Origin of the sequence: Burkholderia sp. IT-111MI5 (genome assembly GCF_949752865.1) — a bacterium.
Taxonomy (GTDB): Bacteria; Pseudomonadota; Gammaproteobacteria; order Burkholderiales; family Burkholderiaceae; genus Burkholderia; species Burkholderia pyrrocinia_C.
Window position 1 is genome coordinate 1 of sequence record NZ_CATKIF010000072.1, and the last position, 23,159, is coordinate 23,159.

At 63.3% G+C, this 23,159-nt stretch carries 21 protein-coding genes and 1 pseudogene; 7 read left to right on the forward strand and 15 right to left on the reverse strand.

Annotation, left to right across the window (positions count from 1 at the left end; all coding sequences use genetic code 11):
* Window positions 1–431 precede the first annotated feature (431 nt).
* Entirely contained in the window at window positions 432–1,373 is a 942-nt protein-coding gene (locus tag ACM6JT_RS33060; protein ID WP_034182559.1) for a LysR family transcriptional regulator, read from the reverse strand.
* 299 nt (window positions 1,374–1,672) lie between these two features.
* Window positions 1,673–2,971, reverse strand: coding sequence for an adenylosuccinate synthase (locus ACM6JT_RS33065; protein WP_414858025.1), 1,299 nt, complete (start codon window positions 2,969–2,971; stop codon window positions 1,673–1,675).
* A gap of 140 nt (window positions 2,972–3,111) precedes the next feature.
* Between ACM6JT_RS33065 and gcvA the strand changes: the two genes are divergently transcribed.
* Entirely contained in the window at window positions 3,112–4,017 is a 906-nt protein-coding gene (gene gcvA, locus ACM6JT_RS33070; RefSeq protein WP_105393175.1) for a transcriptional regulator GcvA, read from the forward strand.
* Window positions 4,018–4,197: 180 nt separating this feature from the next.
* On the opposite strand, the gene ACM6JT_RS33075 is transcribed toward gcvA, so the two are convergent.
* Together ACM6JT_RS33075 and ACM6JT_RS33080 are read right to left on the reverse strand one after the other, a co-directional pair.
* Window positions 4,198–4,509 carry a hypothetical protein gene (locus tag ACM6JT_RS33075; RefSeq protein ID WP_034182556.1) on the reverse strand — a complete coding sequence of 104 codons (312 nt, stop codon included), beginning with the start codon at window positions 4,507–4,509 and terminating at the stop codon, window positions 4,198–4,200.
* A gap of 790 nt (window positions 4,510–5,299) precedes the next feature.
* On the reverse strand, window positions 5,300–5,524 hold the full coding sequence (locus tag ACM6JT_RS33080; RefSeq protein ID WP_131949419.1) for a hypothetical protein: 225 nt from the start codon (window positions 5,522–5,524) through the stop codon (window positions 5,300–5,302).
* Between the two features lie 1,584 nt (window positions 5,525–7,108).
* On the opposite strand from ACM6JT_RS33080, the gene ACM6JT_RS33085 reads away from it, so the two are divergent.
* On the forward strand, window positions 7,109–8,425 hold the full coding sequence (locus ACM6JT_RS33085; protein ID WP_072440344.1) for a replication initiation protein: 1,317 nt from the start codon (window positions 7,109–7,111) through the stop codon (window positions 8,423–8,425).
* 93 nt (window positions 8,426–8,518) lie between these two features.
* Here ACM6JT_RS33085 and ACM6JT_RS33090 read toward each other — a convergent pair whose 3' ends face one another.
* Both ACM6JT_RS33090 and ACM6JT_RS33095 read right to left on the reverse strand, forming a co-directional pair.
* Window positions 8,519–9,550, reverse strand: coding sequence for a ParB/RepB/Spo0J family partition protein (locus tag ACM6JT_RS33090; RefSeq protein ID WP_414858026.1), 1,032 nt, complete (start codon window positions 9,548–9,550; stop codon window positions 8,519–8,521).
* Window positions 9,543–10,238 carry a ParA family protein gene (locus ACM6JT_RS33095; RefSeq protein WP_006759638.1) on the reverse strand — a complete coding sequence of 232 codons (696 nt, stop codon included), beginning with the start codon at window positions 10,236–10,238 and terminating at the stop codon, window positions 9,543–9,545. Before ACM6JT_RS33095 ends, ACM6JT_RS33090 begins: the two co-directional genes overlap by 8 nt.
* Window positions 10,239–11,759: 1,521 nt before the next feature.
* On the opposite strand from ACM6JT_RS33095, the gene ACM6JT_RS33100 reads away from it, so the two are divergent.
* Window positions 11,760–11,924, forward strand: coding sequence for a hypothetical protein (locus ACM6JT_RS33100; RefSeq protein ID WP_161785068.1), 165 nt, complete (start codon window positions 11,760–11,762; stop codon window positions 11,922–11,924).
* 454 nt (window positions 11,925–12,378) lie between these two features.
* Here ACM6JT_RS33100 and ACM6JT_RS33105 read toward each other — a convergent pair whose 3' ends face one another.
* A complete protein-coding gene (locus tag ACM6JT_RS33105; protein WP_414858027.1) occupies window positions 12,379–13,506 on the reverse strand; it encodes an MBL fold metallo-hydrolase in 1,128 nt (375 codons plus the stop codon).
* Window positions 13,507–13,589: 83 nt separating this feature from the next.
* Between ACM6JT_RS33105 and ACM6JT_RS33110 the strand changes: the two genes are divergently transcribed.
* Together ACM6JT_RS33110 and ACM6JT_RS33115 are read left to right on the forward strand one after the other, a co-directional pair.
* Window positions 13,590–14,243, forward strand: a complete 654-nt coding sequence (locus tag ACM6JT_RS33110; RefSeq protein ID WP_407973016.1) for a TetR/AcrR family transcriptional regulator — start codon at window positions 13,590–13,592, stop codon at window positions 14,241–14,243.
* A 198-nt stretch (window positions 14,244–14,441) separates the two neighbouring features.
* Entirely contained in the window at window positions 14,442–14,933 is a 492-nt protein-coding gene (locus ACM6JT_RS33115) for a flavodoxin family protein (RefSeq protein WP_175945059.1), read from the forward strand.
* Between the two features lie 99 nt (window positions 14,934–15,032).
* Here the strand turns inward: ACM6JT_RS33115 and ACM6JT_RS33120 are convergent, their stop codons facing one another.
* Window positions 15,033–15,617 carry a DUF2889 domain-containing protein gene (locus ACM6JT_RS33120; protein ID WP_131949414.1) on the reverse strand — a complete coding sequence of 195 codons (585 nt, stop codon included), beginning with the start codon at window positions 15,615–15,617 and terminating at the stop codon, window positions 15,033–15,035.
* A gap of 750 nt (window positions 15,618–16,367) precedes the next feature.
* Between ACM6JT_RS33120 and ACM6JT_RS33125 the strand changes: the two genes are divergently transcribed.
* On the forward strand, window positions 16,368–17,030 hold the full coding sequence (locus tag ACM6JT_RS33125; protein WP_034182547.1) for a ProQ/FinO family protein: 663 nt from the start codon (window positions 16,368–16,370) through the stop codon (window positions 17,028–17,030).
* A 263-nt stretch (window positions 17,031–17,293) separates the two neighbouring features.
* Here the strand turns inward: ACM6JT_RS33125 and ACM6JT_RS33130 are convergent, their stop codons facing one another.
* On the reverse strand, window positions 17,294–17,542 hold the full coding sequence (locus ACM6JT_RS33130; protein WP_175749283.1) for a hypothetical protein: 249 nt from the start codon (window positions 17,540–17,542) through the stop codon (window positions 17,294–17,296).
* Between ACM6JT_RS33130 and ACM6JT_RS33135 the strand changes: the two genes are divergently transcribed.
* On the forward strand, window positions 17,528–18,589 hold the full coding sequence (locus ACM6JT_RS33135) for a DMT family transporter (RefSeq protein WP_034182546.1): 1,062 nt from the start codon (window positions 17,528–17,530) through the stop codon (window positions 18,587–18,589). The genes ACM6JT_RS33130 and ACM6JT_RS33135 overlap by 15 nt on opposite strands.
* 135 nt (window positions 18,590–18,724) lie before the next feature.
* Here the strand turns inward: ACM6JT_RS33135 and ACM6JT_RS33140 are convergent.
* The 6 genes and pseudogenes from ACM6JT_RS33140 to ACM6JT_RS33165 form a co-directional block, all read right to left on the reverse strand.
* A pseudogene (locus ACM6JT_RS33140) lies at window positions 18,725–19,089 on the reverse strand (bleomycin resistance protein).
* Between the two features lie 59 nt (window positions 19,090–19,148).
* Entirely contained in the window at window positions 19,149–19,751 is a 603-nt protein-coding gene (locus ACM6JT_RS33145) for a nitrogen fixation protein NifQ (protein ID WP_414858028.1), read from the reverse strand.
* An 86-nt stretch (window positions 19,752–19,837) separates the two neighbouring features.
* Window positions 19,838–20,263: a TOBE domain-containing protein gene (locus ACM6JT_RS33150; protein ID WP_034182544.1), complete on the reverse strand. Its 426-nt coding sequence runs from the start codon at window positions 20,261–20,263 to the stop codon at window positions 19,838–19,840.
* A 190-nt stretch (window positions 20,264–20,453) separates the two neighbouring features.
* A complete protein-coding gene (locus ACM6JT_RS33155) occupies window positions 20,454–21,962 on the reverse strand; it encodes an efflux transporter outer membrane subunit (RefSeq protein ID WP_414858029.1) in 1,509 nt (502 codons plus the stop codon).
* On the reverse strand, window positions 21,959–22,936 hold the full coding sequence (locus tag ACM6JT_RS33160; RefSeq protein WP_414858030.1) for an efflux RND transporter periplasmic adaptor subunit: 978 nt from the start codon (window positions 22,934–22,936) through the stop codon (window positions 21,959–21,961). Before ACM6JT_RS33160 ends, ACM6JT_RS33155 begins: the two co-directional genes overlap by 4 nt.
* Window position 22,937: 1 nt before the next feature.
* On the reverse strand, window positions 22,938–23,150 hold the full coding sequence (locus ACM6JT_RS33165; protein ID WP_034182541.1) for a DUF1656 domain-containing protein: 213 nt from the start codon (window positions 23,148–23,150) through the stop codon (window positions 22,938–22,940).
* Window positions 23,151–23,159 lie beyond the last annotated feature (9 nt).

Here is a 23,159-nt window from a genome sequence, read left to right on the forward strand (position 1 = left end):
AGAAACGCCACGGACTTTCATCCGTGGCGTTTTTGTTTGCCGGGTACCGTCTGCGCGACGGCGCCCGCCGCGATCGCCAGGCCGGCGTGAAGGAGCCCGCAGCGGGTTGTGAATTATCGATCTGCCATATCGTTTCAGGTTTGCTGGAGAGGGTGCGGCTTCACGCACGTGGGCTTCAGGTGCGCGAAGCCGCACACCGCCGCGCGAACGCGATGAAGCAGGTCGAACCGATTCCGGGAAGTTGGCACCGCGCATCGAACCAACGATGTTCGATATCGAAAGCAAGCGATTTCATAAGGACGTGCTCGTTGCCGTGGGCGTCGTTTCCCGGGTCGATCGCGATCGCATCGTCGACGTCTGTCTTAAATGCAGGATTACCGATTATTTTATTTTCCGGAGAAAACGCGCATACGAACAGCGGCAGTGCTGACTCAGGATTTGCAGGACGCGTTCAGCGCGGCCTCGTCGGCGGACAGCATTTCGGGCACGCATTCGCGCAGGAAATCGACGAACGTGCGAATCTTCGCGTCGAGATACTGACGCGACGCGTACAGCGTGTAGACCGTCAGCTTCTGCAACCGGTATTCGGGCAGCACGCGCACCAGCGCACCGCTCGCGAGCGCGGGCAGTGCGGACGACATCGGCAACGAGCCGATCCCGAGGCCGGCGCGCAGTGCGGCACCCAGCGCATCGGCGATGTTTACCTGGAAATCGGGCAACGGCAAGTCGAACGTCTCGTGACCGTCCGGGCCGTCGAGATGCCAGCGATCGCGCGGGAACACCGAAGTGACCATCTGCAGGCACGCATGCCCTTCGAGCTCGCGCACCGTGCGCGGCGTGCCGCGCTCCTTCAGATACGCGGGCGACGCGCACAGCACGCTGTGTACGTCGCCGAGCCGCTGCGACACGAGCCCCGAATCGGGCAGCTCCGTCGTGCTCAACTGCAGCGACACGTCGTAGCCTTCGTCGATGATGTCGGGCACGTGCTGCGACAGCGTCAGCTCGACCGCGACCGACGGATAGCGCTGCCGGTAGCGCACGACCGCGGGCACCACATACGCCTGGCCGAAACTCGTCGTCGCGTGAACGTGCAGCCGTCCGGACGGCTTCGCCTGTGCGTCTGCCGCCTCGGCTTCCGCTTCGTCGATATAACCGAGGATGCGCTGGCAACGATCGAGATAGCGCTGCCCGGCGTCGGTCAGCGCGATGCGGCGCGTGCTGCGGTTGAGCAGACGCGTGCGCAGATGCGTTTCGAGCTGCGCGACCGAACGCGATGCGTATGCCGTCGTGATGTCCAGGCGCTGGGCCGCGCTCGTGAAGCTGCCCTCCTCCGCGACCCGGACGAAAATGCGCATCATCTGTAACGTGTCCATCGGCCTGTCCCCGGGATTGAGATCACGGCGCGCCGCCGCGCGGCCGTGATGCCGGCGGCTCCGGCGCGGGCCGGTCTGGCGCGAAGTGTGCGGAACAGTACAGCAGCGCTGCAGGCGTGTCCAGTTCGCCGTATGCGGCGTGATCCGGACGCCGAACCGTATCGCGGAGCCGCCCTTCGCGCCGCGTCCGGGCCGGGCGTGTACGCGATCGAACACGCCGGCACGCAAACTACATCGGGTCGGCAAAAACTACCCGGCAACCACGATGCCGATCCGCGATTTACGCCATCGACGGCACGTTACGCGGCGGCCGCCGCATCGAACGGATTACGCAACACGATCGTGTCGTCGCGCTCCGCACCGGTCGTGATCATCGATACCGTCGCGCCCGCGACCGCTTCGATGCGCGCGATGAAATCCTGCGCTGCGCGCGGCAGCGCCGTACGCTCGCGCACGCCCTTCACGGTGCCATGCCAGCCGTCGAATCGTTCGTAGACCGGCTTCGCGCGCGACTGCGCATCGAGGCTCGCAGGCAGATGGTCGACCCGCGCGCCGTCGAGTTCGTAGCCGACGCACAGCTCGATCGACTCGAAGCCGTCGAGCACGTCGAGCTTGGTGAGCGCCAGCGAATCGATGCCCGAGATCCTGACCGCCTGGCGCAACTGCGCGGCATCGAGCCATCCGCAGCGCCGCGGCCGGCCGGTGTTGACGCCGAATTCCTGCCCGCGTGCGCGCAGCGCTTCTCCCGTTGCGTCGATCAGCTCGGTGAGGAACGGGCCGCCGCCGACACGCGTCGCATACGCCTTGGTCACGCCCAGCACGTGGCCGAGCTTCGACGCGCCGAGGCCCGTGCCGGCCGCTGCCGCCGATGCGACGGTGCCCGACGACGTCACGAATGGATACGTGCCCCAGTCGATGTCCAGCATCACGGCCTGCGAACCCTCGAACAGGATGCGTTCGCCGCGATCGGTCGCGTCGTTGAGGTCGGCCCAGACGGGGCGCACGAACGGCAGGATCTTCGGCGCGAGATCGACGAGCGTCGCCAGCATCGCGTCGCGCGAACACTCGTCGAGTCCCAGGCCACGGAACCACGCGTTGTGATGGTCGACGAGCACGTCGAGCTTGTCGGCGAGCCGGCCGGGTTCCGCGAGATCGCCGATGCGCAGCCCGCGACGCCCGACCTTGTCCTCGTAGGCCGGCCCGATCCCGCGCAGCGTGGTACCGATCGGTTCGCGGCGCAGGCGCTCCTGTGCCTGGTCGATCGCGCGGTGAATCGGCAGCACCAGCGCCGCGTTCTCGGCGATCGACAGGTTGTCCGGCGTCACCGACAGCCCGAGCTCGGCCATCCGCGCGATCTCGGCGAGCAGCGCTTCCGGATCGAGCGCCACGCCGTTGCCGATCACGCCGCGCTTGCCGCGCACGATGCCGCTCGGCAGCAGCGCAAGCTTGTACGTCTTGCCGCCGACGACCAGCGTATGGCCCGCGTTGTGGCCGCCGTTGTAGCGTGCGACGAGGTCGGCCTGAGCCGCCAGCCAGTCCACGACGCGCCCCTTGCCCTCGTCGCCCCATTGGGCACCCACGACCACCACGTTCGGCATGCTCCGTACTCCATGTGAGAAATTCAGACACTCGTTCGGCCGAGCCGGCCGTTTGTGTGCCATATTGGCGGAGCTGGATCGCCCGATCAAACGATTAAACCTGAACTATCGCGTGAGTAAATTTCACGTGAAACGATGCAATGGCCCGACGTCTTCCTCCGTTGAATTCGCTACGCGCGTTCGAAGCGGCCGCCCGACTCGGCAGCTTCACGCTTGCCGCCGACGAGCTGTGCGTGACGCACGGCGCGATCAGCCGGCACGTGCAGCAACTGGAGGCGTGGCTCGGACGACCGCTATTCGAACGCCACAACCGGCGGGTCGAACTGACCGATGCCGGCCGCGCGTATCTCGCCGAGGTCGGTGCGTCGTTCGACCGGATCGCGCTCGCCACCGCGCAGCACTTCGGCCACGCGCAGCAGCGCGTGCTGCGCGTCAGCGCACCCGCGACGTTTTCGTTGCGCTGGCTCGTGCCGAAGCTGTCGTCGTTCCAGGTCGCCCATCCGACGATCGAGGTACGGCTGTCGACGTCGAACGAGCCGATCGAGAAACTGCGCGACAAGGTCGACCTGATCGTTCGAGGCGGCCCGCAGGCCATCGACGGTTACGTCGCGGAGGAATTCCTGTCCGAAGTCCGGCTGCCGGTGTGTGCGCCGAAGCTGCTGGAAGGCCGGCCGTTGCTTACGCCCGCCGATCTCGCCGGCTTCACGCTGCTGCACGCGGCGACCTATCCCGGCATGTGGCCCGAATGGCTCGCGGCGGCCGGACATCCGAATCTCGTGCCGCGACATTCGCTCACGCTCGAGCATTTCTACCTGACGCTGCAAGGCGCACTCGACGGACTCGGCGTCGCGATGGGGCCGATCGCGCTCGTCGCGGACGACATCGCCGAAGGCCGGCTCGTGCAGCCGTTCAGCGAACCGGCGCTGCCGCCGTGGCGCTACTTCACATACGTGGCATCCGCGCGCGCGGACGACGATGCGGTGCGTGCATTCAAGGACTGGCTGAAGGTGACGGGGAACGCAGCCGCATCGGACGCGGAGCACTGACCGTATCGACCATACCGGTCTTGCCCGCCATTCAATGCAGGATTCCGAATCAAATGGTGCGAACGTGCAGATCGGGTTTGCCGTCGTTCATGACGGGCATCCTGCTTTTGACGAGCATCGCGTGACCGCGATGCTCGCGGCAAGCCGCGGATCGTACCTTGGCTTGCTACCGAACGGCGCTTACTGGCTTGCGCCGGCGGCCTTCTTCTCCGCGTTCTGCAGGTTCTGCGGATAGTTCGGGTCGTTTGCCGCCGGCTTGTAACCGGCGTCTTCGAGTTTCTTCAGCTCGGCGTTGTTTTTCGCGCGCGCAGCCTTGCGCTCCGCTTTGCGTTGAGCCCTGGCCGCCTTGCGTGCCTGGCTCTTCGCCGCCTTGGCGTCCTGTGCAGCAGGCGCGCTGGCGGGATCGGTCTGGGCAAATGCAGGAACTGCCGAGCCGAACAGGAACGCGGCTGCGGTAGCAGCCAGCGTGAGTTTTCTGATCTGGATTCGCATCGCTGAACTCTCTTTTCTGATGATTATCACGGTTGGAAAGACCATCGAGATACCGCCCCTGTCCTGATCGGTCGTCATGTCGCGATCGGGACCTGTGCATCATAACCGCGTCGTGAAAAATGTGGCGCCAACGTGCAAACGGAGTTGGGGATACACGTATGGGAGAACACGTGGACGTTGCTCTACCGTCGCGCGGAAGAGGCAGGGACGGTACATTGCGTTTCGGCGCGCGTGAAGATCGCGCGGTCGAGGCAGCGGAAACGTCGGACGTACAGCACGCTTCGGTGATGAAGATCGATCACATGACGTGATGCGAGGCTGCGATTCCGATGACATTCGTATCGTCGTGTCTAGCTCGCATGCCGATTGCTGTTTCATAGGTGGTGTTGGCAGCACGCTCATGCTTGCCGTGATCTGCATCACACGAAGCGCAATCACCGCAATAGTTGTCGATCTGTGTGCAATGTTGCCGCTCGACGCGGCTCCAGCGACGAGTTCTCCCATAAACGACCACGATTCGGTTCGTCCGGTGATCGATGCGATCGTCTCGTGTTACCGCACCGGAAGGCGATGTGCATGGCTACCTTGGCCGGTGAAACTCATCGTCGTCTGGTGTGTATAGCGAAATGGGTAGACGCTCGGCGTAGGGTGAAGACGTTGACCAGCTCGCCCTCACGAATGCGCGAGGGTGAGCCGCACAAGCATTGCGATACTCCGTCAGGCACACGTTGCGCGTCGTGTTGAGCTGCGACAACACTGGTCAGTCGGCCCGATTCTGCTCATGAACACTTCAGGAAACGCGCGCGGGCCACAGATTTTTCATTCGACGACTTTGGCCGTCGAGTATCCCGTGCGGATGCCGCGGATACACAGCTTGCATATACCTGTGGGGCACGTCGCCGGTGAGCTTTTCCGGGATCAGGAAGTTTCTGACGGTGAGAATGTTCGGGATCGTCGTCCGAATTCGATTGCGGTGAGCTTCTTCAGCGGGCGCATCTTCACGTTGGCTCGTCACTCTCACGAGATCGGCCCAGGAGCTGGCGGCCTGTGCGGCTTGGGGGCGGGGAGGTGACTCTTGCTTCCGGGAGGCTGTGTTGGCCTCTCGTTGCCATCCTAGGGCACAGCGTTACTCTTCGGTCGATCCAAAGGTAGAAAGTTGCGGGACCTCGGGGCGGGGAAGCAAACCGCGTCTATTTCCTCCGTGCACGGTCCACAGGCTAAATGTGACGAGAAGCGTCGATAGACGACCGGCAAAAAACTTGTCCACAGACCGGGACGCATGAGTACAAAAAACCATTCGCGTGCCGTCCAGGATGATTTCGAACTGCTGTGGGTGAAACTGACGATGTCCGTGCGTTCGGTCGCTGATCCGATTTGCCCGTCGATCACAGGAGTGCGGGTCGTCGCGGCTCTGGCTTTTTCGGTCCCATAGATGGGAACCTGAATGCGGAAACCGATGATTTCTGCCCGATTTCCTCCCATAGGTTTCTACTTTTAAGTGTTGTGAGTGGGCACTCACCTCTCCGGGAAGCCTTGTTGGGCTTGAGGCCTTGCTGCATCAAGGCCTCAGACTCTGTCCAGCAGGCCCGAATCGAAGCAGCGGGATGCTTAACGGACCACAGACGGATCCCATGGGTAGCGGTTTATGGGGCTTGTCTTTCTGTGGCAGCACACGTGTGTTTACATCTTTGGTAAACCACGTTTACTTCTTTAACTACTTTTAGACGGCTCACAGCCTTATTCCACAAGGGTTTGACCGGTGTTCGGTACCCATTTATGGGAGGACAGGTGGAAGGGTCTGGGGTTTCAGGTCTGTGGATTTGGGGTTTTGGGTACCGCGTTGTGGGGAATCGGGGCTGTGGATATGGGGCAAGCGTACCCGGTTATGGGAAATCAGCCTGAAATCGAGTTGGGTAGTCGTCTATGGGAACGCTGGCAGGTAGCCTTTTATGGGGGCCTTTTTTTGATCCGTAAGTGCTTGCTCGCACAGCGATTTTTTTCGGGTAGCCGTTTATGGTACCTCTCGATGGTAACCATTTATGGGTGGTCAATCGGGCCGGTCGAGCGTGTTTCACCGAGACCCCTCTGCTGGCTGCTCCCATAGACAGGATCGATGTCGCGGACAGGTAACCTTTTATGGGATAACCAAATGGTTGCCATTTATGGGTGCTATTTCTTCCTTCGAGGTTGAAAGTAATGCCATCGTCCATGGCGAAGGCTGCCGACAGGTAGCCTTTCATGGGAGACGATGAAGGTAGCAAGTTATGGGAGAAAAACGGCCGCGTGTTGCAAGGCACCACGAATCCGGTCGTCGATCGCGATTCCGCTCGTTTGCCCCCATGGATGGGTACCTTCCCTGGGGCAAATCTCGTGCCGGGTTTCTGTAGCCGGACCCGAAAGGTAGCTTCTTTTGGGAGTTTTTTTGGCCTAAAGGTAGATGGATATGGGGCCCCGCGCAGATCGCATCATCACGAATTTCCCTTTTGCATCTGAAGGTTAGCCGTGATACTGCAAGTGATGCTGGAGCGAGGGCGTTGCTCTGCGGCGTGAGAAGGTATAAAGTCCGCTCTCAACAAGGTCACCTTATCCGGACATCACGATGCCGCGCAAGCCCGCAAGCAAAGGCTCAGACAAACAGGTTTCACTGTTTCAGACACCCGAGCCTCCCGACTTGCTGCGCAAGGCGGTTCAGGCGATTCATATCGCGCCCAAGTCGGGAAAGATCGGTCTGCAGCAGCGCAAGATGTTCAGCTCGCTGATCAAGAACGCGCTTCGGCAGGAGGCGTTCGAGCCAGGCCGGACGAGCTTCTCGATCTCGATCGCCTCGCTTTCGCACGAGAGCGGGTTGAACAGCAACAACACGAAGTACGTGAAGGACACGGTCAACTCGCTGATCAGTACCGTCGTCAACTGGGACTACCTGGCCGCGGACCGTTCGACGGTCTGGAAAGCGTCGGGCCTGCTCGCGGGCGCGGAGCTCGAGCAATCGGTGCTGAAGTACAGCTTCTCCGACCAGATTCGCAGCGAGCTGCTCAATCCGGAAATCTACGCGCTGATCGATATGCGGATCGCCCGCGAATTCCGGCGCTCGCACTCGCTCGCGCTGTGGGAAAACACGGTGCGCTACGAAGGGATCGGCATCACCGCGAAGATTCCGCTGCCGAAATTCCGCGACCTCATTCTTGGCCAGGACAAGGCGTCGCAGTCGTACAAGGAATACAAGCTGTTCAAGAGCAAGGTCCTGGTGCCGTGCATTCAGGAGGTGAACGAAGTATCGGATCACACGCTCGAGCTGATCGAACACAAGTCCGGCCGCAGCGTGGAGGCCGTTCAGTTCAAGGTGACGCGCAAGCAGAGTGCCGATACGGTCGAAGACGGCGACGTCAAGAACGAAGCGCTGGTCGAGGAGGTCGCGAAGTTCGGCATTCCGCGTTCGGAAGCCCGCCGGCTGATCACGCAATATGGCGTGCAGCGCATCAAGGCGGCGATCGCCTATACGCTCAATCGGACTACGAAGAAGAACGCGGCGCCGGTCGACAACGTAGCCGCGTATTTCCGCAAGGCGCTGACGCACGGCTACACGCTGGCCGACGGGCAGGGAACCGAAGCGGCCGCACCGGCGAAGGAATCCGCGCAGAGCAAGCAGGAGCAGATTCGCGACAAATATCTGGCGGCGAAGGTCGAGGAAGCCGGCGCGTATTTCCGCGAGCTGGAGATCGACGACCAGACCAAGCTGATCGATCGCTACAACGAGACGGTGGCGGGCTCGAAGGATCTCACGCTGTCGCCGAAGAAGAAGGCGAGCAAGCTCGCGCAGACCAGCTTTTTCCGATGGCTGGCGCTGGATACCTGGGGCGAACCGACCTCGGACGACCTGCTGGAATTCCTGCTCAAAAGCAGTCTCGCAAGCAACTGAACAAGGCCTCGCAACCGGGTGGGCGTCGTGCGCCGGACTTCATCGTCCGGTTTCGCGGCGCAACGCGGATGCGAGGCCTTTTGCTTTGGCGCGTTACTTTTGCATGGCGGCTGCCAGCTCGGCGACGTAGGCGTCGATGACGGTCTTGAGCCTGTCGGCGAGCGCTTCCTGGTGGGACGTGTCGACGCCCTTGAGCTGCAGGTCCAGACGCCCGTCCGGGTAGGTCTTCAACTGGCCGATTGCTTGCGATTCGAGCGCGAAGTCGTGACGAACGCTGTAGCGCGTGCGTCCCGCTTTCTTGTTGTCGTCACTCTGCGCACGCAGGAAATTCTCGAGATCGCGGACCGATTTCTTCCGGTCGATCACGGCCGTGAGCAGCCGGTCGGCCGTCGGTTCGCCCAGGCGCTCGAAGATCAGCTTCAGGAAGTACGCTGCCTGCAGGCCGACCACGTCGTTCGCGCTGGCCATCCGCTCCAGCAGCGTGTTGGGCAGTGCGTTGAGCGACAGCGTCTTGCTGATCGATGCCTTGTCCTTGCCGATCTTCTCCGCGAGCGTGTTCTGGTCCTGAAAGACCTTCTCGTCGAGGAGACGCTTCCATGCGACCGCATCGTCGAAGATCGTCTGGCGTTCGTGATCGTGGTTCGCCCGATACGCGATCGTATAGAGCTGCTCGGGCGTGTGGTCCGTGCGGAACGTGGCGTTGATGGTTTCATCGCCGTTGATGCTCGTCGCGCGCAGCCGGCGTTGCCCGTCGATCACGACGAGCTTGCCGGGAAACTCCGGGAGCCGCGTGACCTTGATCGGCTCGATCTGCCCTTCCCGTTTCAACGTCAGTGCGAGCTCGTGCAGGCTCGACTCCGAATAGAACACGCGCGGGTTGAACGGGTTCGGGATGCAGTCCTTGACCAGCACCTTCTGCGGCGCGCCAAGATCCGGTGTGCCGGCGGGTGCGGCCGCGGCCGGGGTCACGGCGGCGGGCGTCGCGTCGACGACGTTCGGTGCAGCCGGTGGCTCGGGCAAGCGGGTTTCCAGTGCAGCGTTTTCCTGCGCGAGCCCGCGCAACAGGCCGGCCGCGAGATGCAGGTTGCCGGTCGGCTTCTTGTCTTTCGATGTGTCCTTAGCCATGGGCGGCTCCGGTAGCGCGCGTCGACGCGATGTATTGGGCCATTTCCGTGACCAGCCTTTCGATTTCCGCGCGGGCTTCCTTCAGCCCCTTCAGGTACCGATTGTGATGATGGATCGTGGTGCCGAGTGCGAACGTCTGACGATAGACCTCGCGTTGCGCGATCTGGCTGTCGAGCAAATGCTCCCCTATTTCTTCAGCCCTTAGAATTTTTAAAATTTCTTCACGCATTTTAGTTTTTCCATTAACACTATTCAGCATTAATGCGGAAGAAAGATTCGGGTTGCGAACGGCTCGCATCGACTCGATCATGCGAATCATCGCGACGGTGCTGTACAGGTCCGCCGGCGATGGTGACAGCGGCACGAGGCAGAAGTCGGCGACTTCGAGCACGGACGCGATGCGCGGATCTTCGAGGTTGCCCGGACAGTCGACGACGATCACGTCGAAGTTTGCGTCCTGCTTCTTGATCTCGCCGCCGATGCCGCGACCAGCGGGGGCCAGCGAAAGGACCGTCATCGGCAAAGTGTTCTCACCGCTCGTCACCCACCGAACGGAAGTGCCTTGAGGGTCGGCATCGATCAACGCGACCTTGTTGCCACCGGCCTCGAACGCAGCCGCGATGTTGACGGAGATGGTTGTCTTTCCAGTACCACCTTTTTGATTACTGACGGCGATCTTGAAAGCCATTAAATTCCTCCAAGGAGTTTTGCGTAATATATTCAGTTGTTATCGAAATGTCCAGAAAAGTGTTCGGCTTGATGCATGTCTTGGAGATCGTTGTTGTTGTCACGTGACAAGTAGGTCAAACGGTTAACGAACCAATCGTGAATGGTGATCAAGTAAAAATAAAATTGTCGATTACGGTCACGAAGAATGCACAAAGGGTTGAAGAAAATTCGACTGTCATTGGCGTCGGCGATGAAGCTCGACCGCAGAGACTTGTGGGATGGCAATGCCTTCGGTGCTAACAGAATCCCTCGTGAATTTGATCGGCCGGTTCACGGATGTCGTCGAGGGGCGTAGTTGTCACGTGACAAGTCGCCAGGAATTGGTCGCGGCCGATGTTGCATGTCGACAGAAGAGCTTGATTCGATCGGGATGTGGATTTCGGTTATGTCAATCAACGCTCGATAGTAAGCGTAAGCCAGTGGCTGGTTCGATTGCTTGCCTGGGGGAGTTGTCACGTGACAAGCAACTAGGCGGTAACGCAGCGGCGTTGCTAATTTCTCGATAACAGTAACGATCGATCAAATTTAGATGCATTAAGCGGATCAAAGCGGATCGAATTTTTAGGTAGTTTCTGTCGCTGCGTTCAGTTGGTATGTGTTCTGTCCGAGAAGTTGTCACGTGACAACAAAGGCAGCCCGGGCATCATAGAAAACGGCAGGACGGCAGGACGGCAGGACGGCAGGACGGCAGGACGGCAGGACGGCAGGACGGCAGGACGGCAGGACGGCAGGACGGCAGGACGGCAGGACGGCAGGACGGCAGGACGGCAGGACGGCAGGACGGTCGTCGGAGGCAAGTGTCTTCGCCGATGATTGAGGCGGCATTTGTCCCGACCGTCAGGACCGACGGCGGCGATGCCCGACATTCTCGTGGTGGCTGAATGCCCTGATCGCTTGGTGAGTCGCCCTCAAGGGCAGGTGATTACTAGTGCGCCATGATGCGACCCTATTTAATAGCATGACCATCGCCTACGTGGTACGTGCATGGTCCGGCAGGGGAGGGGTGCGAGGTTTCCCTGTATCTTCTAGCGCTACAACCGGCGCAACGCCTTATCCCGCATTCCATATCTGTTAGCAGCCGTGACAACGGATGGCACAGGAATGAAGGCGGATCCCCATGCCAAAGGCCGCCTACCGGGACAACCAAGTCGAATCGTGAAACATTCTCAAAAAATGGGGCGTTGCCGGAAATCCTTATCCAGCAATGGCTTGCGCCATATTCTTCATGTTGTTTCACGCAAAATACACGCGATCTACCTTGGAATTAGGGGTGCATGAATTTTTCATGCGCAACTGACGTCATCCAGGAGTTGGGCAGTGAATTGTGTGGTGATTGATACGTAATTGGTGATTTTCAATACATCTCGCGCCGAGCGTTATCGTAGACAACGTCCAGTGGGTGTTGGTCCGGTGTGTGGCGATCGCTCGTCGAGTCATTGATCTGATGTCCCGCGCGCTAACATTCAACGCGAGTTGTCACGTGACAACGCTTTTCACCGATCGCGCGGTGCTACAAAGGATTGTGGAATTCTTGGAGCCGACCAACGGCTCATCGGCCTTTGCAAATCGGTTGAACAGCCAGGTCGCATCTATTCTTCTGCGGGCTCATATCGGTGAGCTGGTGGAAGTAATGATGGAAGATTGAGCCGCCTATCTAAACTTGCGTGCGAACCCATCGACTCGTCACGACCTGTCGAGCAGAAGGCGGTTGAACTGGTCGATATAAGGTCAGCGCACTCGAACTCCCCGATTCTTGCCCAGAACGACGCGGCCGAGGCCGTGGGCAATCATGCAGCCTATCGGGTGTGTAGGCGCTTTCCTTCGATGGAAACGTAGATTCGAAAAGGCAGTAGCTAGGCACTCAACGGTTTCAGCTGAATTTGCAGATGAGATCTGCCGGCGTTTGCCAAAGCCCTCTGGTTGGTCAACCGGTGCCCCGTATTGTTGAGTGAAGCTACCGGCCGGCGCCGGGTGCATCATTCCCGAATCAGATGATCGGACTGGAAGACAAGCCGCCAACGGACAGCTGCCCCGAAAACGCCATGGCAGGAAACGCGGCACCGCCGCGCTTCCGCACGAAGACGCAACGACAGGAGAACCTATTTCGTCGCTTGCGACGCGCAAAATTGCCACCTGCGCGATTTCGTTGCCGCCGGCGCGTTCGCGTGCTCGTCTACCGTGCGCCACCACCGCTCGCAGCGATGCGGCTCGTCGAGATCGAGGCGCTCACCCATCCTGGGCGTGGACAACTCGATGCCACGCACGATCGACAACGCCGTTACTCGCTCGAACGGCTCGTGCCAGCGATGCATCGCGAGATCGAACGTACCGTTGTGGATCGGGATCAGACAGCGTCCGCGCAAATCGATATGCGCCTGAACGGTTTCTTCCGGCTGCATGTGCACATACGGCCATTGCGCATCGTATGCGCCTGTTTCGATCAGCGTCACGTCGAACGGCCCGAGGCGCTCGCCGATCGTACGGAAACCGTCGAAGTAGCCCGTGTCGCCGCTGAAAAACATGCGCAGGTTGTCGTCGACGATGACCCACGACGCCCATAGCGTGCTGTTGCCGTCGAACAGACTGCGCCCCGAGAAGTGCTGCGCGGGTGTTGCGGTCAGCGTCAGGCCGGCCACGTCGACGCTCTGCCACCAGTCGAGCTGACGGACCTTCTTCGCGTCGATGCCCCATTCGATCAGGCGGTCGCCGACGCCCAGCGTTGTCACGAACACGCCGGTGGTGGCAGCGAGTGCGAGCACCGTGTCGCGGTCGAGGTGATCGTAGTGATCGTGCGACAGGATCACGCCGCGCAGCGGCGGAAGATCTTCGAGCGCTATCGGCGGCGCATGGAAGCGCTTGGGGCCAACACTCCGAAACGGCGATGCACGCTCGGCAAACACGGGATCGGTCAGCCAGAATTCGCCACGCAACTTGAGCAGCAGCGTCGAATGGCCAAGCCGGTACAGGCTGCGATCCGGTGCCGCGTCGAGCTGTGCACGGGTCAGCAAATCGACTGGCAGCGCGCCAGCCGGCACGGTATTGCGCGGCTTGTTGACCAGCATGTTCCATGCGATCCCGAGCGTCTTGCCGATACCTTCGGCAGGACGCGGCGCGACATTGCTGAAGCGCTCGCCATTGTGCTGCGGCGAACCGCCGGACAGCGCGCGGCCGCGCCTGGCGGCTGCAAAACCCAGAATGCGGTGAATCAAAACAAGAGGCGATGCCATGTCGGTTGGTCCGAGGATAAAAGTACACTGAGCAGTGTAGTTTATTTTCGGGGTAAGTAAACTGCCCGGTGTAAAATTTCCGTATGGATACCAGCACTCTCCCTCAACGCCTGACCGATCGAAAGCGTGCGGCCATTATCGACGCGGCGATCGAGGAATTTCTCGCTGCAGGCTACGATGCAACCAGCATGGATCGCATCGCTGCGCGCGCGGACGTGTCGAAGCGTACGGTCTACAACCACTTTCCCGGCAAGGAAACGTTGTTCGCCGCGATCCTGCACAAGCTGTGGGATGCGACCCAAACCGGCAGCTCACCGACTTATCGCACCGACGTGCCGCTGCGCGAGCAACTGCTCGCGTTGCTGGACCGCAAATTGCGCTTGCTGAACGACGATGCGTTTCTCGCACTTGCGCGCGTCGCGATCGGCGCGGCCATTCATTCGCCGGAGCGTGCGCGCGACATGGTCGAACGTCTCGGCGAGCGCGAGGAAGACCTGACAGTCTGGGTGCGTGCGGCAGCGGTGGCCGGGCGCCTTTCGATCACCGATCCGGTGTTTGCCGCGCATCAGTTGCATGGTGTCGTGAAGGCATTTGCATTCTGGCCGCAGGTGACGATGGGCCAGCCGCCGCTCACGGCGCCGGAGCAACAGAAAGTCGCGGAATCGGCCGCCGACATGTTTCTCGCGTACTACGCGCGTCCGGACGACGGCGACGCATTACGCGTCGCGCCGAATTGACCGCACATCAGGAAGATCATGCGCGAATCGAGGTCGATGTCATGTACGCGACCGATGCACGCTTGACATCGCTGAGCCGGCAAACCCGCTGATCCGCAAGAGCGAACACACAACCGCCCCCACACACGTGATGACTGGCCGTTCAACGGAAACCGGCGATACCCCGACCCACCTGAAGCCCGACGCGAGCGACTACGAATGAAGACGCTGTTGATCGTCTATCACACGATGACCGGAGGCACGCAACAGATGGCCGAAGCGGCGGCCGACGCGGCGCGGGAGCAACCCGGTGTCGACGTCAGGCTGCAGCGCGCGGACGCGACGAGCGCAGACGACGTGCTGGCCGCCGACGCATACCTGTTTGCGACGCCCGAGAATCTTGCGTCGATGTCCGGGCTGATGAAGGACTTTTTCGATCGCTGCTACTACGCGGCGCTCGATCGCGTGAACGGCCGTCCATACGCGGCAATGATTTGCGCGGGAAGCGACGGACAGAACGCGCTGCGCCAGATCGACCGGATCGCGACCGGATGGCGATTGAAGAACGTGGCGCCCGGCCTGATCGTCTGTACTCACGCGCAGACGCCTGAGCGCATCCTCGCGCCGAAGACGATCGACGCCGATGATCGTGCGCGCTGCGCCGAACTCGGCGCGGGCCTTGCCGCCGGACTCGCGCTGGGCGTCTTCTGATTTCGGACCGGCAGCATTGGCGCTGGTCCGCGCAGACAACGCACGCATCCATGTGCGTCACCGATCCTGCAGACGCCGAACCGGCCGAATGCCGGGACCTTAGCTTCCTTTTGCCGTCGGCACCGGCCGGTGGTATTCGGGCCAAAGACGTTTCACGAGATCGCGCGACGCGCCATACGCATGGCAACTGTCGATCTTGAGCGGCTTGCCTTCGCGGTCGCGGGCGTCGAGCGACGACCGCCGCACACCGACCATCGTTTGATAGGCCGTGGTTGCGATCGGGCCGAGCAATTCCTTCAGATGCGTGCACGTATCGCAGGACGGCAGACGCTTGCGGATCTCGCTGTTCCAGCCGGCACCGATGCTCAATCCGACGAGCGCCTGCAGCGAGTCGCCGCCGCCCGGGCACTGTGCATACGGATGCGACCGGATGAACGTGGATACGGCGCGGACGACCATGTCGGCGTCGAAGACCAGCGTCACGCCGAGGTCGTGGATCGGCGACAGCGCAGCGACCGTCCGCGTGCCGCCCGGTGGCGTGAAATCGCGGGTCTTGCGGTCCGCAAGGCAGGCCGTCACTTCGAACAGGCCGTCGCTGCGCCGATAGCCGCGCATGTCGATCTGCCGATGGTGAATCTCCTCGCGCGTGATGCCGTCGTGCGGGATGTCGTGTGGGAGAACCATGTATCCGCTCCGCTTCGTACAACCGGTTCTTTAGCAGGCAAGAGGGATGCCGCCGACCGGGGGCGCCGCAAAACGGGCCGAGGTACGTTGCCGACGACGTTGACCCGGCCATACTACGCATTTTCCGGCATCTTCGTACGCCACGCGATCGATGCGGACGCAACGAGTCGTGCATGGGTCCGGTGCAATCGATGGGCATATCGGGATGTCACGACAGGCTGTGTCGATCCATCGCCAAGTACGTCCCGTTGCCTCGGTCGCCGATTCGGATGCAGCCGTCGGCACCGTCCGCGATCCGCAATCGTCTCCGTGGCCGGCGATGCGCTCGCGCAGCACGATCGTTTTCGGCTCCGCAATGCGCAACACCACGCGTCGGGCGTCGATCAGCCGCCACCGGGCCGACCGTGCCACACGAGACTGGCCCGATTTCCGATGGGGGCCGTGAACGACGTGACTTCCGGAAACGTATCCATATAATGCGCAACACGGCCGCGCGGACGCATTTTCCGCCCCCCGGATCGGGCAAATGCAGACCGGCGAGTCAGCCAGCCGTCGCGCGTACCGGTATACTTCCCTCCTGCCTTGTCCGGCATCGTGGCCGGGTGCCTGAAAACAGAGTGGCGTGCGCGATGCGGCCCCGTAGTGTTCCGCATCGGCGGCAGACGGGTCGCACGCGTGGCGGCGAAGCTTTTTTGCGCCGCGCGGAATGGCCGCACGAACCACACCTTATATTCCTGGTGGATTGAATTTATGGGTTTTGAACAACTTGCCGAATTGCGGGCGCAGCTCGCAGCGAAGGCCAAGCAGGAGCGCAACGCGAAGCGACCTGCAGCGCCGACGGACGCCGGCGCGAAGCCGAAGTCCGGCGACCAGCCGGCCCGCGGGGCCAAACCGGGTGCTGGCGCCAAAGCGCAGCACCGCGCGAAGCCCGCTTCGGCGAAGCCGTCGGCGCCGGTCGATCCGGTCATCGTCGCGATCGGCAAACTGCAGCGGAAGTTTCCGCGCGCGTTCCCGAAGAATCCGGCCCCCAAAGTACCGCTCAAGGTCGGCATCTGGGACGACCTCGCACGCGAGGCCCAGGCCGTGGGCCTCAACGAAGCCGAACTGCGTGAAGCGATGTCGACGTGGTGCCGCGGCAACCGCTACTGGTCGTGCCTTGTCGAAGACGCGGTGCGGGTCGATCTGCAGGGCAACGAAGCAGGGCGCGTGACGCATGACGACGCCGCGCGGGCGCGTCGGCTGAAGGCACGCCGTCCCGGCAAGGGTGCGGCGCAATCGTCCAAGGGCGCGCAGCAGCAGCCGAAGGCCGAGCAGCAGGCCGAGGCCGCAGCACCAGCGCCGGAACCGGCGAACGCGGAAGCGCAGACCGACGCCGCGCCGCAGATCGAGCAGCAAACGGCCGGAAACGAGTAACGCGCGCTGCGCCGCCGTCGACTGCACGGCGCACCCGCATGCTCTCCGCATGCGGCGAATCACACGACAGACTGACCTGCCTCGAAAGGGGCAGGTCAGGACTGCCTCCACCGGCGGTTGACCCGCCGGCACTCTCCCTGCGACATCAGACCGGCAACGCAACCGGACGAACGGATTCCGTCAATCGGCGCTGCATCTGCGATGCTTCGACTTTGAAGTTTGCGCATGGATAGTACGCATGCCTGATTGCGATGGCGCTTCAATCAGATAATTCGGTTTCCTAAAATAGTGATATCGGGATCGTCGATCGGCATGTGAACGACCCCGCCCGGCCATCGTGACATGATGACGAGCGATAATCCCGGCTGGATCGTGATGCCACGCGCAGGTTGTTCGGCGCGATGCGGCTTGCATTTCGAAAGGTGCGGGAGGCTTGCACCGACACGAACCGACCCGAAGCCACGGCCACCGTTTTTTAACGTCAATTCAACCGGATCATGAACCCGAGACATTCCGCGATTCTCGTCGCGCTCGCCGCGGCCGCGCTGTTCGGCGCCGCGACACCACTCGCCAAGGCGCTGATCGGCGCAATGTCGCCGTTCATGGTCGCCGGCCTGTTCTATCTCGGCAGCGGCGTCGGGCTCGGCATCGGGATCCTGCTGCGCGGGTTGCGTAACCGCCGCGCACCGGCCGCGGATGCCGCGCCGCTGCAGCGCGCCGACCTGCCGTGGCTGGCCGGCGCGATCGCGGCGGGCGGCGTGGCCGGCCCGGCGTTGCTGATGCTCGGGCTGTCGAGCACGCCGGCTGCGACGAGCGCGCTGCTGCTCAATCTCGAAGGCGTGCTGACGGCCGTCATCGCGTGGGTCGTGTTTCGCGAGAACGTGGATGTGCAGGTGTTCCTCGGAATGGTCGCGATCGTCGCGGGCGGCGCGCTGCTGTCGTGGATACCGGGCCGTGCCGGCGTGCCGGTCGGCGCGCTGCTGATCGTCGGCGCATGCCTGTGCTGGGCGATCGACAACAACCTGACCCGCAAGGTCGCCGCGAACGACGCGATGGTCATCGCGTGCGTGAAAGGGCTGATCGCCGGGCCCGTGAACATCGGCATCGCGCTGGCGACCGGTGCAACGCTGCCCGCCGTGCCGGTCACGGCCGCCGCGATGCTGACGGGGCTCGGCGGCTACGGGATCAGCCTCGTGCTGTTCGTCGTCGCGCTGCGTCATCTCGGCAGCGCGCGTACGGGTGCGTATTTTTCAATCGCGCCGCTGTTCGGCGTGGTGCTGTCGCTGCTGATCTGGCCCGCGCTGCCGCCCGCGACGTTCTGGATCGCCGCCGCGCTGATGGCACTCGGCATCTGGCTGCATGTGCGCGAACGGCACGAACACACGCATGCGCACGAGCGGCTCGAGCATACGCACCGGCATCGGCACGACGAACATCACCAGCATACGCACGACTTTCCGTACGATGGCAACGAACCGCACACGCATCCGCATGTGCATCTGCCGATCACGCATAGTCACGCGCATTTCCCGGACATTCATCACCGGCATCGGCATTGACTGCGTCGTAAGCGGTGAACGGCCACGACGCATGCGATGCGCATCGCAAGGTGACCGTTTATGGGGCGTGCGTCGAATCGTGCGCCCGTGCATTTCCATTGCCGCTCGATCGCGGCAGCGACAGTGGGTGCGAGCCTAGTCTTCCGTCTGGATCAACCGGATCAGCGAACCGTCCGGATCGATCAGTGCGCCGACCGTGCCGCCCCACGCTTCGCGTGCCGGCCGGTGCGCTCGCGGCCAGCCGGTCCTTTGCTCCGGAATGCCGGCTGCGAGCATGTCGTCGAAGAAGGCGCCGACATCCACGAGCCGGAAACAGCAACTGAACCAGCTCGCGGCCGGATCGAGTTCGGGGTGCGGAAAGAATTCCAGCAACAGGTCGCCGCGTTTGAGGATCATCCAGCCGTCATCGCGCCACGTTTCGACGAACCCAGTTTTTCGTAGAAGCGGGACGTGGTTTCGAAATCGCGCGACGGCAGGTTGGGGCTGGCAATGTCGGTCAAGGCGGTTTCTCCGGTTGGCGATGCGACGAAACGCGCGGGCAGCGCAGCCGCCGCGGCGGCTATTGCGCGCGAGGAAAGCAGAAGCCGAAATCTTCGCAGCCCGGGCATCCGGGGGCGGGCCTCGGTGGTATGCCGAGCGATGCAGCCACTTCCTGCGCGAGGAATTTTTTCCAGCGCAGGTGAGTGACGTTGCGCGCGGCGAGCGCGGGGAAATAGCGATCGAGCATCGCCGATACCGCATCGCGTCCGTCGAGCCCGAGGTCGCGCCACAGATGGTCGGGGCGCAGGCACGCATGCGCGATGATCGACGCGAGGCAGTCGGCGTCGTCGCGGGTCGCGGCGGGGTTCGCGTCGTCCATCAGCCGCGCGTGCAGCGTCGTGACGAATGCCGCGTGGGCGAATGGCAGCAGCGCCATCGCAGCCGTCGACACGAGTGCGGCGGCATCGGCGGAAGGCAGGCGCGGAAACCGGCGGGCAAGCAGGCCAACCCACTGCGCATGCGACAGGCCGAGCAGCGCGAGTTCGTTGCGCCGTGCGCGTGCCGCAACGAGGGCGCCGAACAGGCGTGTGTCGGGCGTGTCGATGTTGGCCGCCGCGAGCAGCAGCGCCTGCAACGCCCGTTCATGAGAGGACGGTTCGGTGCGATCGTGTGCGGCGGTCATCGTGCGCACCCGCGTGACGGCCGGGCGACACGACCCGCGCGAATGCGCGGCGCAAACCGGATCACGATCGCGGCGCTCGTCACGCGTCACTCGACGCCGACGATCACGCTCGATGCCTTGAAGATCGCAGCCGCGACCGTGCCGCTCGCGAGGCCGAGACGATCGACGCTGTCGTTGGTCACGATCGCGACGATTTCGGCGCCGCCCGCGGCCTGGATCACGACTTCCGAATTGACCGCGCCCTTCGCGACCGACGATACGGTGCCCGCGACGCAGTTGCGGGCCGACACCTTGCTGCTGTCGACGTCGACCATCACGATGACCGACGATGCCTTGACGAGCGCGAACGCCTGCGTGCCGGCCGCGAGGCCCAGCGAAGCCGCGCTGCCGTGAGTGATCACGGCGACGATGTCGAGGCCGTCCTGCGTGCGGAGCGTGATTTCGTCGTTGACGGCACCGGGCTTGACGGCGCTGATCCGGCCGGCGAAATGGTTGCGGGCGCTGGTTCGCATGATGACTCTCCGAGGGGATGCCGCTGCCGGAGCGGCAGCGGAAGATGAATGGAAGTGCATCGGGCAGTTTACCGTCAACGCGGGCGTCCCGTCGTTCTCCGGATGCTATGGCGCGAATCAGGAAAACCCGTTTGCGCAAGGCGTTTCACGAAGCCGACGCCATATACCGAGGCCTATGACGCTTGGGCCATTACTCGTTCGCGGCGGGGGGCGACGCGGCAGGGGCGGCACGCGCGGTGGCGGGCCGGGCATCCCGTGCGGTCGCCGCGTTGTCGCTGTCCCATCCGCCGCCAAGCGCGAGGAACAGCCGCACCTGATCGGCGGCGACCTGCCCTTCGGCCGCCGCGACCTGCGCCTGCACGCTCGTCAGCGTGCGCGTCGCGTCGAGGTCGGAGAGGAACGACTCGCGGCCGGCCGCGTAGAGACGATGGGTTTCGTCGGCGGAATTGCGCGCCGATTCGTAGGCCGTGCGCAGTGCATCGGTGCGTTGCACGTTGGCGGCATAGGTCGCGAGGCTCGACTGCGTTTCGCGCAGCGCGTTCAGCACGACACCGTCGAAGTGCGCGAGCGCGCCGCCCGTCGCAGCCTCGGCTTCGCGTACACGCGCACGCTGGCCGTTGACGGGAAATGACCAGCTGATCAGTGGTCCGAACGACCAGCGATTGGTCGTGGACGAAAACAGGTCGGCGGCGAGGCCGACCGAGCCGGCCGACGCGCCGATGCTGACCGACGGGTACAGCGCGGCGGTTGCCACGCCGATTCGCGCGGTTGCAGCGGCAAGCTGCCGCTCGGCTTCGCGAACGTCGGGGCGGCGGCGCAGCAGCGCGGCGCCGTCGCCGATCGGAATCGGCTGGCGCAGCTTGGGCAGGCGTTTGCATTCGGCGACGGCCTTCGGCAGGTCGGCCGGCGAGCGCGCGAGCAGCGCGGCGAGCTGGTATTGCGCGACCTTGCGGCGGCCTTCGAAGCGCGGGATATCGGCGGCGAGCGTGCGCACCTGCGTCACGCCGCGCGTCACGTCGGTCTGGTTGCCGCGTCCGGCATCGCGCAACCGCTGCGACAGCGCGACGCGCTGCTTTTGCAGCGCGAGCGACTGCTTCGCGATCGCCAGCTCGTCGCCGGCCGAGCACGATTCGACGTACGCCCGCACGACGTCGGCGACGACCGTGATGCGCGCCAGGTCACCGGCCGCCCTGACGGCTTCGCTGTCCGCGCGCGCGGCTTCGACGCCGCGCCGCAGCTTGCCGAACAGGTCGATCTCGTACGACACGTTGAAACCGACCGCGCCTTCGTTGACGACCGGCAGCTTGTTTTCGAGCAGGTACTGTTCAGCCGATTCCTGTGCGCGTTGCACGGCCGCCTCCGCACCGCCCGAGAATCCGCCCTGTTCGTTCGCGACTTCCAGCGCCGCGCGCGAGCGCGCGAGGTTGGCAGCGGCGACGCGCAGGTCGGTGTTCGACTTCAGCGCGCTGCGCACGAGCTCGTCGAGCACGGGATCGTCGTATAGCTGCCACCAGTTACCGGGCACCGCATCACGCGATACGAGCATGCCGTTCGCGTCGTCGAGCGCATGGTTCGCCAGCGGCGCATTCACGTACGCCTGCTGCGGCAGCTTGTAATCGGGGCCGACGGACTTGCACGCGCCGAGTGCGAGCGCGAGCGGCGCGAGTGCCGCCGCGAGGCGCAGACCGTGCCGTTTCATCGCGATGCTCCCGCCGTGCTCGCGGCCGCACCGGAAGCCGCCGATACCGGCGCGACTGCCGACGTCGCGCTGGCGGCTGCCGGCTTCGCGTTGTCGCGGCGGCGCGTGTCGGCTTCGCGCATCGAAACCGTCGCGGTGCGGCCCGCGATCATCCGGAAGTCGTCGGGCACCTCGTCGAGCACGACGCGCACCGGCACGCGCTGCGCCAGCCGCACCCAGCTGAATGCCGGGTTCACGTTCGGCAGCAGGTTCGCACCCTGCGTGCGGTCGCGGTCCTCGATCGCAGCGACGATGCTCTGCACGTGGCCGCGCAGCGCATGCGGCTCGCCCATCACGACGATGTCGACCGGCTGGCCGATATGAATGCCGCGCAGCTTGGTTTCCTCGAAGTAGCCGTCGACGCGGAACGAATTGCGGTCGACGACCGACAGTACCGCGCGGCCGGCCGGCACGTATTCGCCGACGCGCGGCGCGCGGTCGTTCAGGTAGCCGTCGACGGGGCTCACGATCGTCGTGCGCTGCAGGTTCAGTTTCGCGGTGTCGAGCGACACCTGCGCATCGGCGACGGCGGCCTCGCCCTGTTCGACGCGCGTGCGGCTTTCCTCGACCTGCTCGCTCGCGACGAGGTTGCCGAGCTGCAGGTTGCGCGCGTATTCGCGCTTTGCCTGTGCGAGCGTCGCGCGGCGCTGCGCGAGCGTCGCTTCGGCGAGCCGCTCCGCGAGCGTGTAGCGGGCCTGGTCGATCACGAACAGCACCTGGCCGCGTTTGACCTCCTGGTTGTCGGCGACCTGTACCGACGTGATGAGGCCCGACACGTCCGGCGCGACCTGGATCACGTCGGCGCGCACGTGCCCGTCGCGCGTCCACGGCGAGAACATGTAGTAGTTGATGATCCGCCACAGCACGAGGCCGGCCACGACGACGACGATCAGGGTGAGCAGGATTTGCCCTGCCGAGAGCCAGGATTTTTTCACGTTAGGTAGCCGCGAGATGGTGGGAAACGATCACGACGGCGGCAAACACGAACACGTAGATGCCGAGGTCGAAGATCGAACGGTGCCAGACGAGGCGGTAGAAGCCGACGCGCTCGAGCACCGCGCGCACGACGATGTTGATCAGGTAGGCGATCAGCATCAGCACGAGCGGAGCCGGCACGAATACGCCGAAGATGTCGATTTCGCCGATCATGGTCGCGCT

What these genes read in the sequence shown, in the direction of transcription:
- ACM6JT_RS33060 (WP_034182559.1), bottom strand. Translation starts at nt 1,373, where the DNA reads ATGGACACGTTACAGATGATGCGCATTTTCGTCCGGGTCGCGGAGGAG.
- ACM6JT_RS33065 (WP_414858025.1), bottom strand. Translation starts at nt 2,971, where the DNA reads ATGCCGAACGTGGTGGTCGTGGGTGCCCAATGGGGCGACGAGGGCAAG.
- gcvA (WP_105393175.1), top strand. Translation starts at nt 3,112, where the DNA reads ATGGCCCGACGTCTTCCTCCGTTGAATTCGCTACGCGCGTTCGAAGCG.
- ACM6JT_RS33075 (WP_034182556.1), bottom strand. Translation starts at nt 4,509, where the DNA reads ATGCGAATCCAGATCAGAAAACTCACGCTGGCTGCTACCGCAGCCGCG.
- ACM6JT_RS33085 (WP_072440344.1), top strand. Translation starts at nt 7,109, where the DNA reads ATGCCGCGCAAGCCCGCAAGCAAAGGCTCAGACAAACAGGTTTCACTG.
- ACM6JT_RS33090 (WP_414858026.1), bottom strand. Translation starts at nt 9,550, where the DNA reads ATGGCTAAGGACACATCGAAAGACAAGAAGCCGACCGGCAACCTGCAT.
- ACM6JT_RS33095 (WP_006759638.1), bottom strand. Translation starts at nt 10,238, where the DNA reads ATGGCTTTCAAGATCGCCGTCAGTAATCAAAAAGGTGGTACTGGAAAG.
- ACM6JT_RS33105 (WP_414858027.1), bottom strand. Translation starts at nt 13,506, where the DNA reads ATGGCATCGCCTCTTGTTTTGATTCACCGCATTCTGGGTTTTGCAGCC.
- ACM6JT_RS33110 (WP_407973016.1), top strand. Translation starts at nt 13,590, where the DNA reads ATGGATACCAGCACTCTCCCTCAACGCCTGACCGATCGAAAGCGTGCG.
- ACM6JT_RS33115 (WP_175945059.1), top strand. Translation starts at nt 14,442, where the DNA reads ATGAAGACGCTGTTGATCGTCTATCACACGATGACCGGAGGCACGCAA.
- ACM6JT_RS33120 (WP_131949414.1), bottom strand. Translation starts at nt 15,617, where the DNA reads ATGGTTCTCCCACACGACATCCCGCACGACGGCATCACGCGCGAGGAG.
- ACM6JT_RS33125 (WP_034182547.1), top strand. Translation starts at nt 16,368, where the DNA reads ATGGGTTTTGAACAACTTGCCGAATTGCGGGCGCAGCTCGCAGCGAAG.
- ACM6JT_RS33135 (WP_034182546.1), top strand. Translation starts at nt 17,528, where the DNA reads ATGAACCCGAGACATTCCGCGATTCTCGTCGCGCTCGCCGCGGCCGCG.
- ACM6JT_RS33130 (WP_175749283.1), bottom strand. Translation starts at nt 17,542, where the DNA reads ATGTCTCGGGTTCATGATCCGGTTGAATTGACGTTAAAAAACGGTGGC.
- ACM6JT_RS33145 (WP_414858028.1), bottom strand. Translation starts at nt 19,751, where the DNA reads ATGACCGCCGCACACGATCGCACCGAACCGTCCTCTCATGAACGGGCG.
- ACM6JT_RS33150 (WP_034182544.1), bottom strand. Translation starts at nt 20,263, where the DNA reads ATGCGAACCAGCGCCCGCAACCATTTCGCCGGCCGGATCAGCGCCGTC.
- ACM6JT_RS33155 (WP_414858029.1), bottom strand. Translation starts at nt 21,962, where the DNA reads ATGAAACGGCACGGTCTGCGCCTCGCGGCGGCACTCGCGCCGCTCGCG.
- ACM6JT_RS33165 (WP_034182541.1), bottom strand. Translation starts at nt 23,150, where the DNA reads ATGATCGGCGAAATCGACATCTTCGGCGTATTCGTGCCGGCTCCGCTC.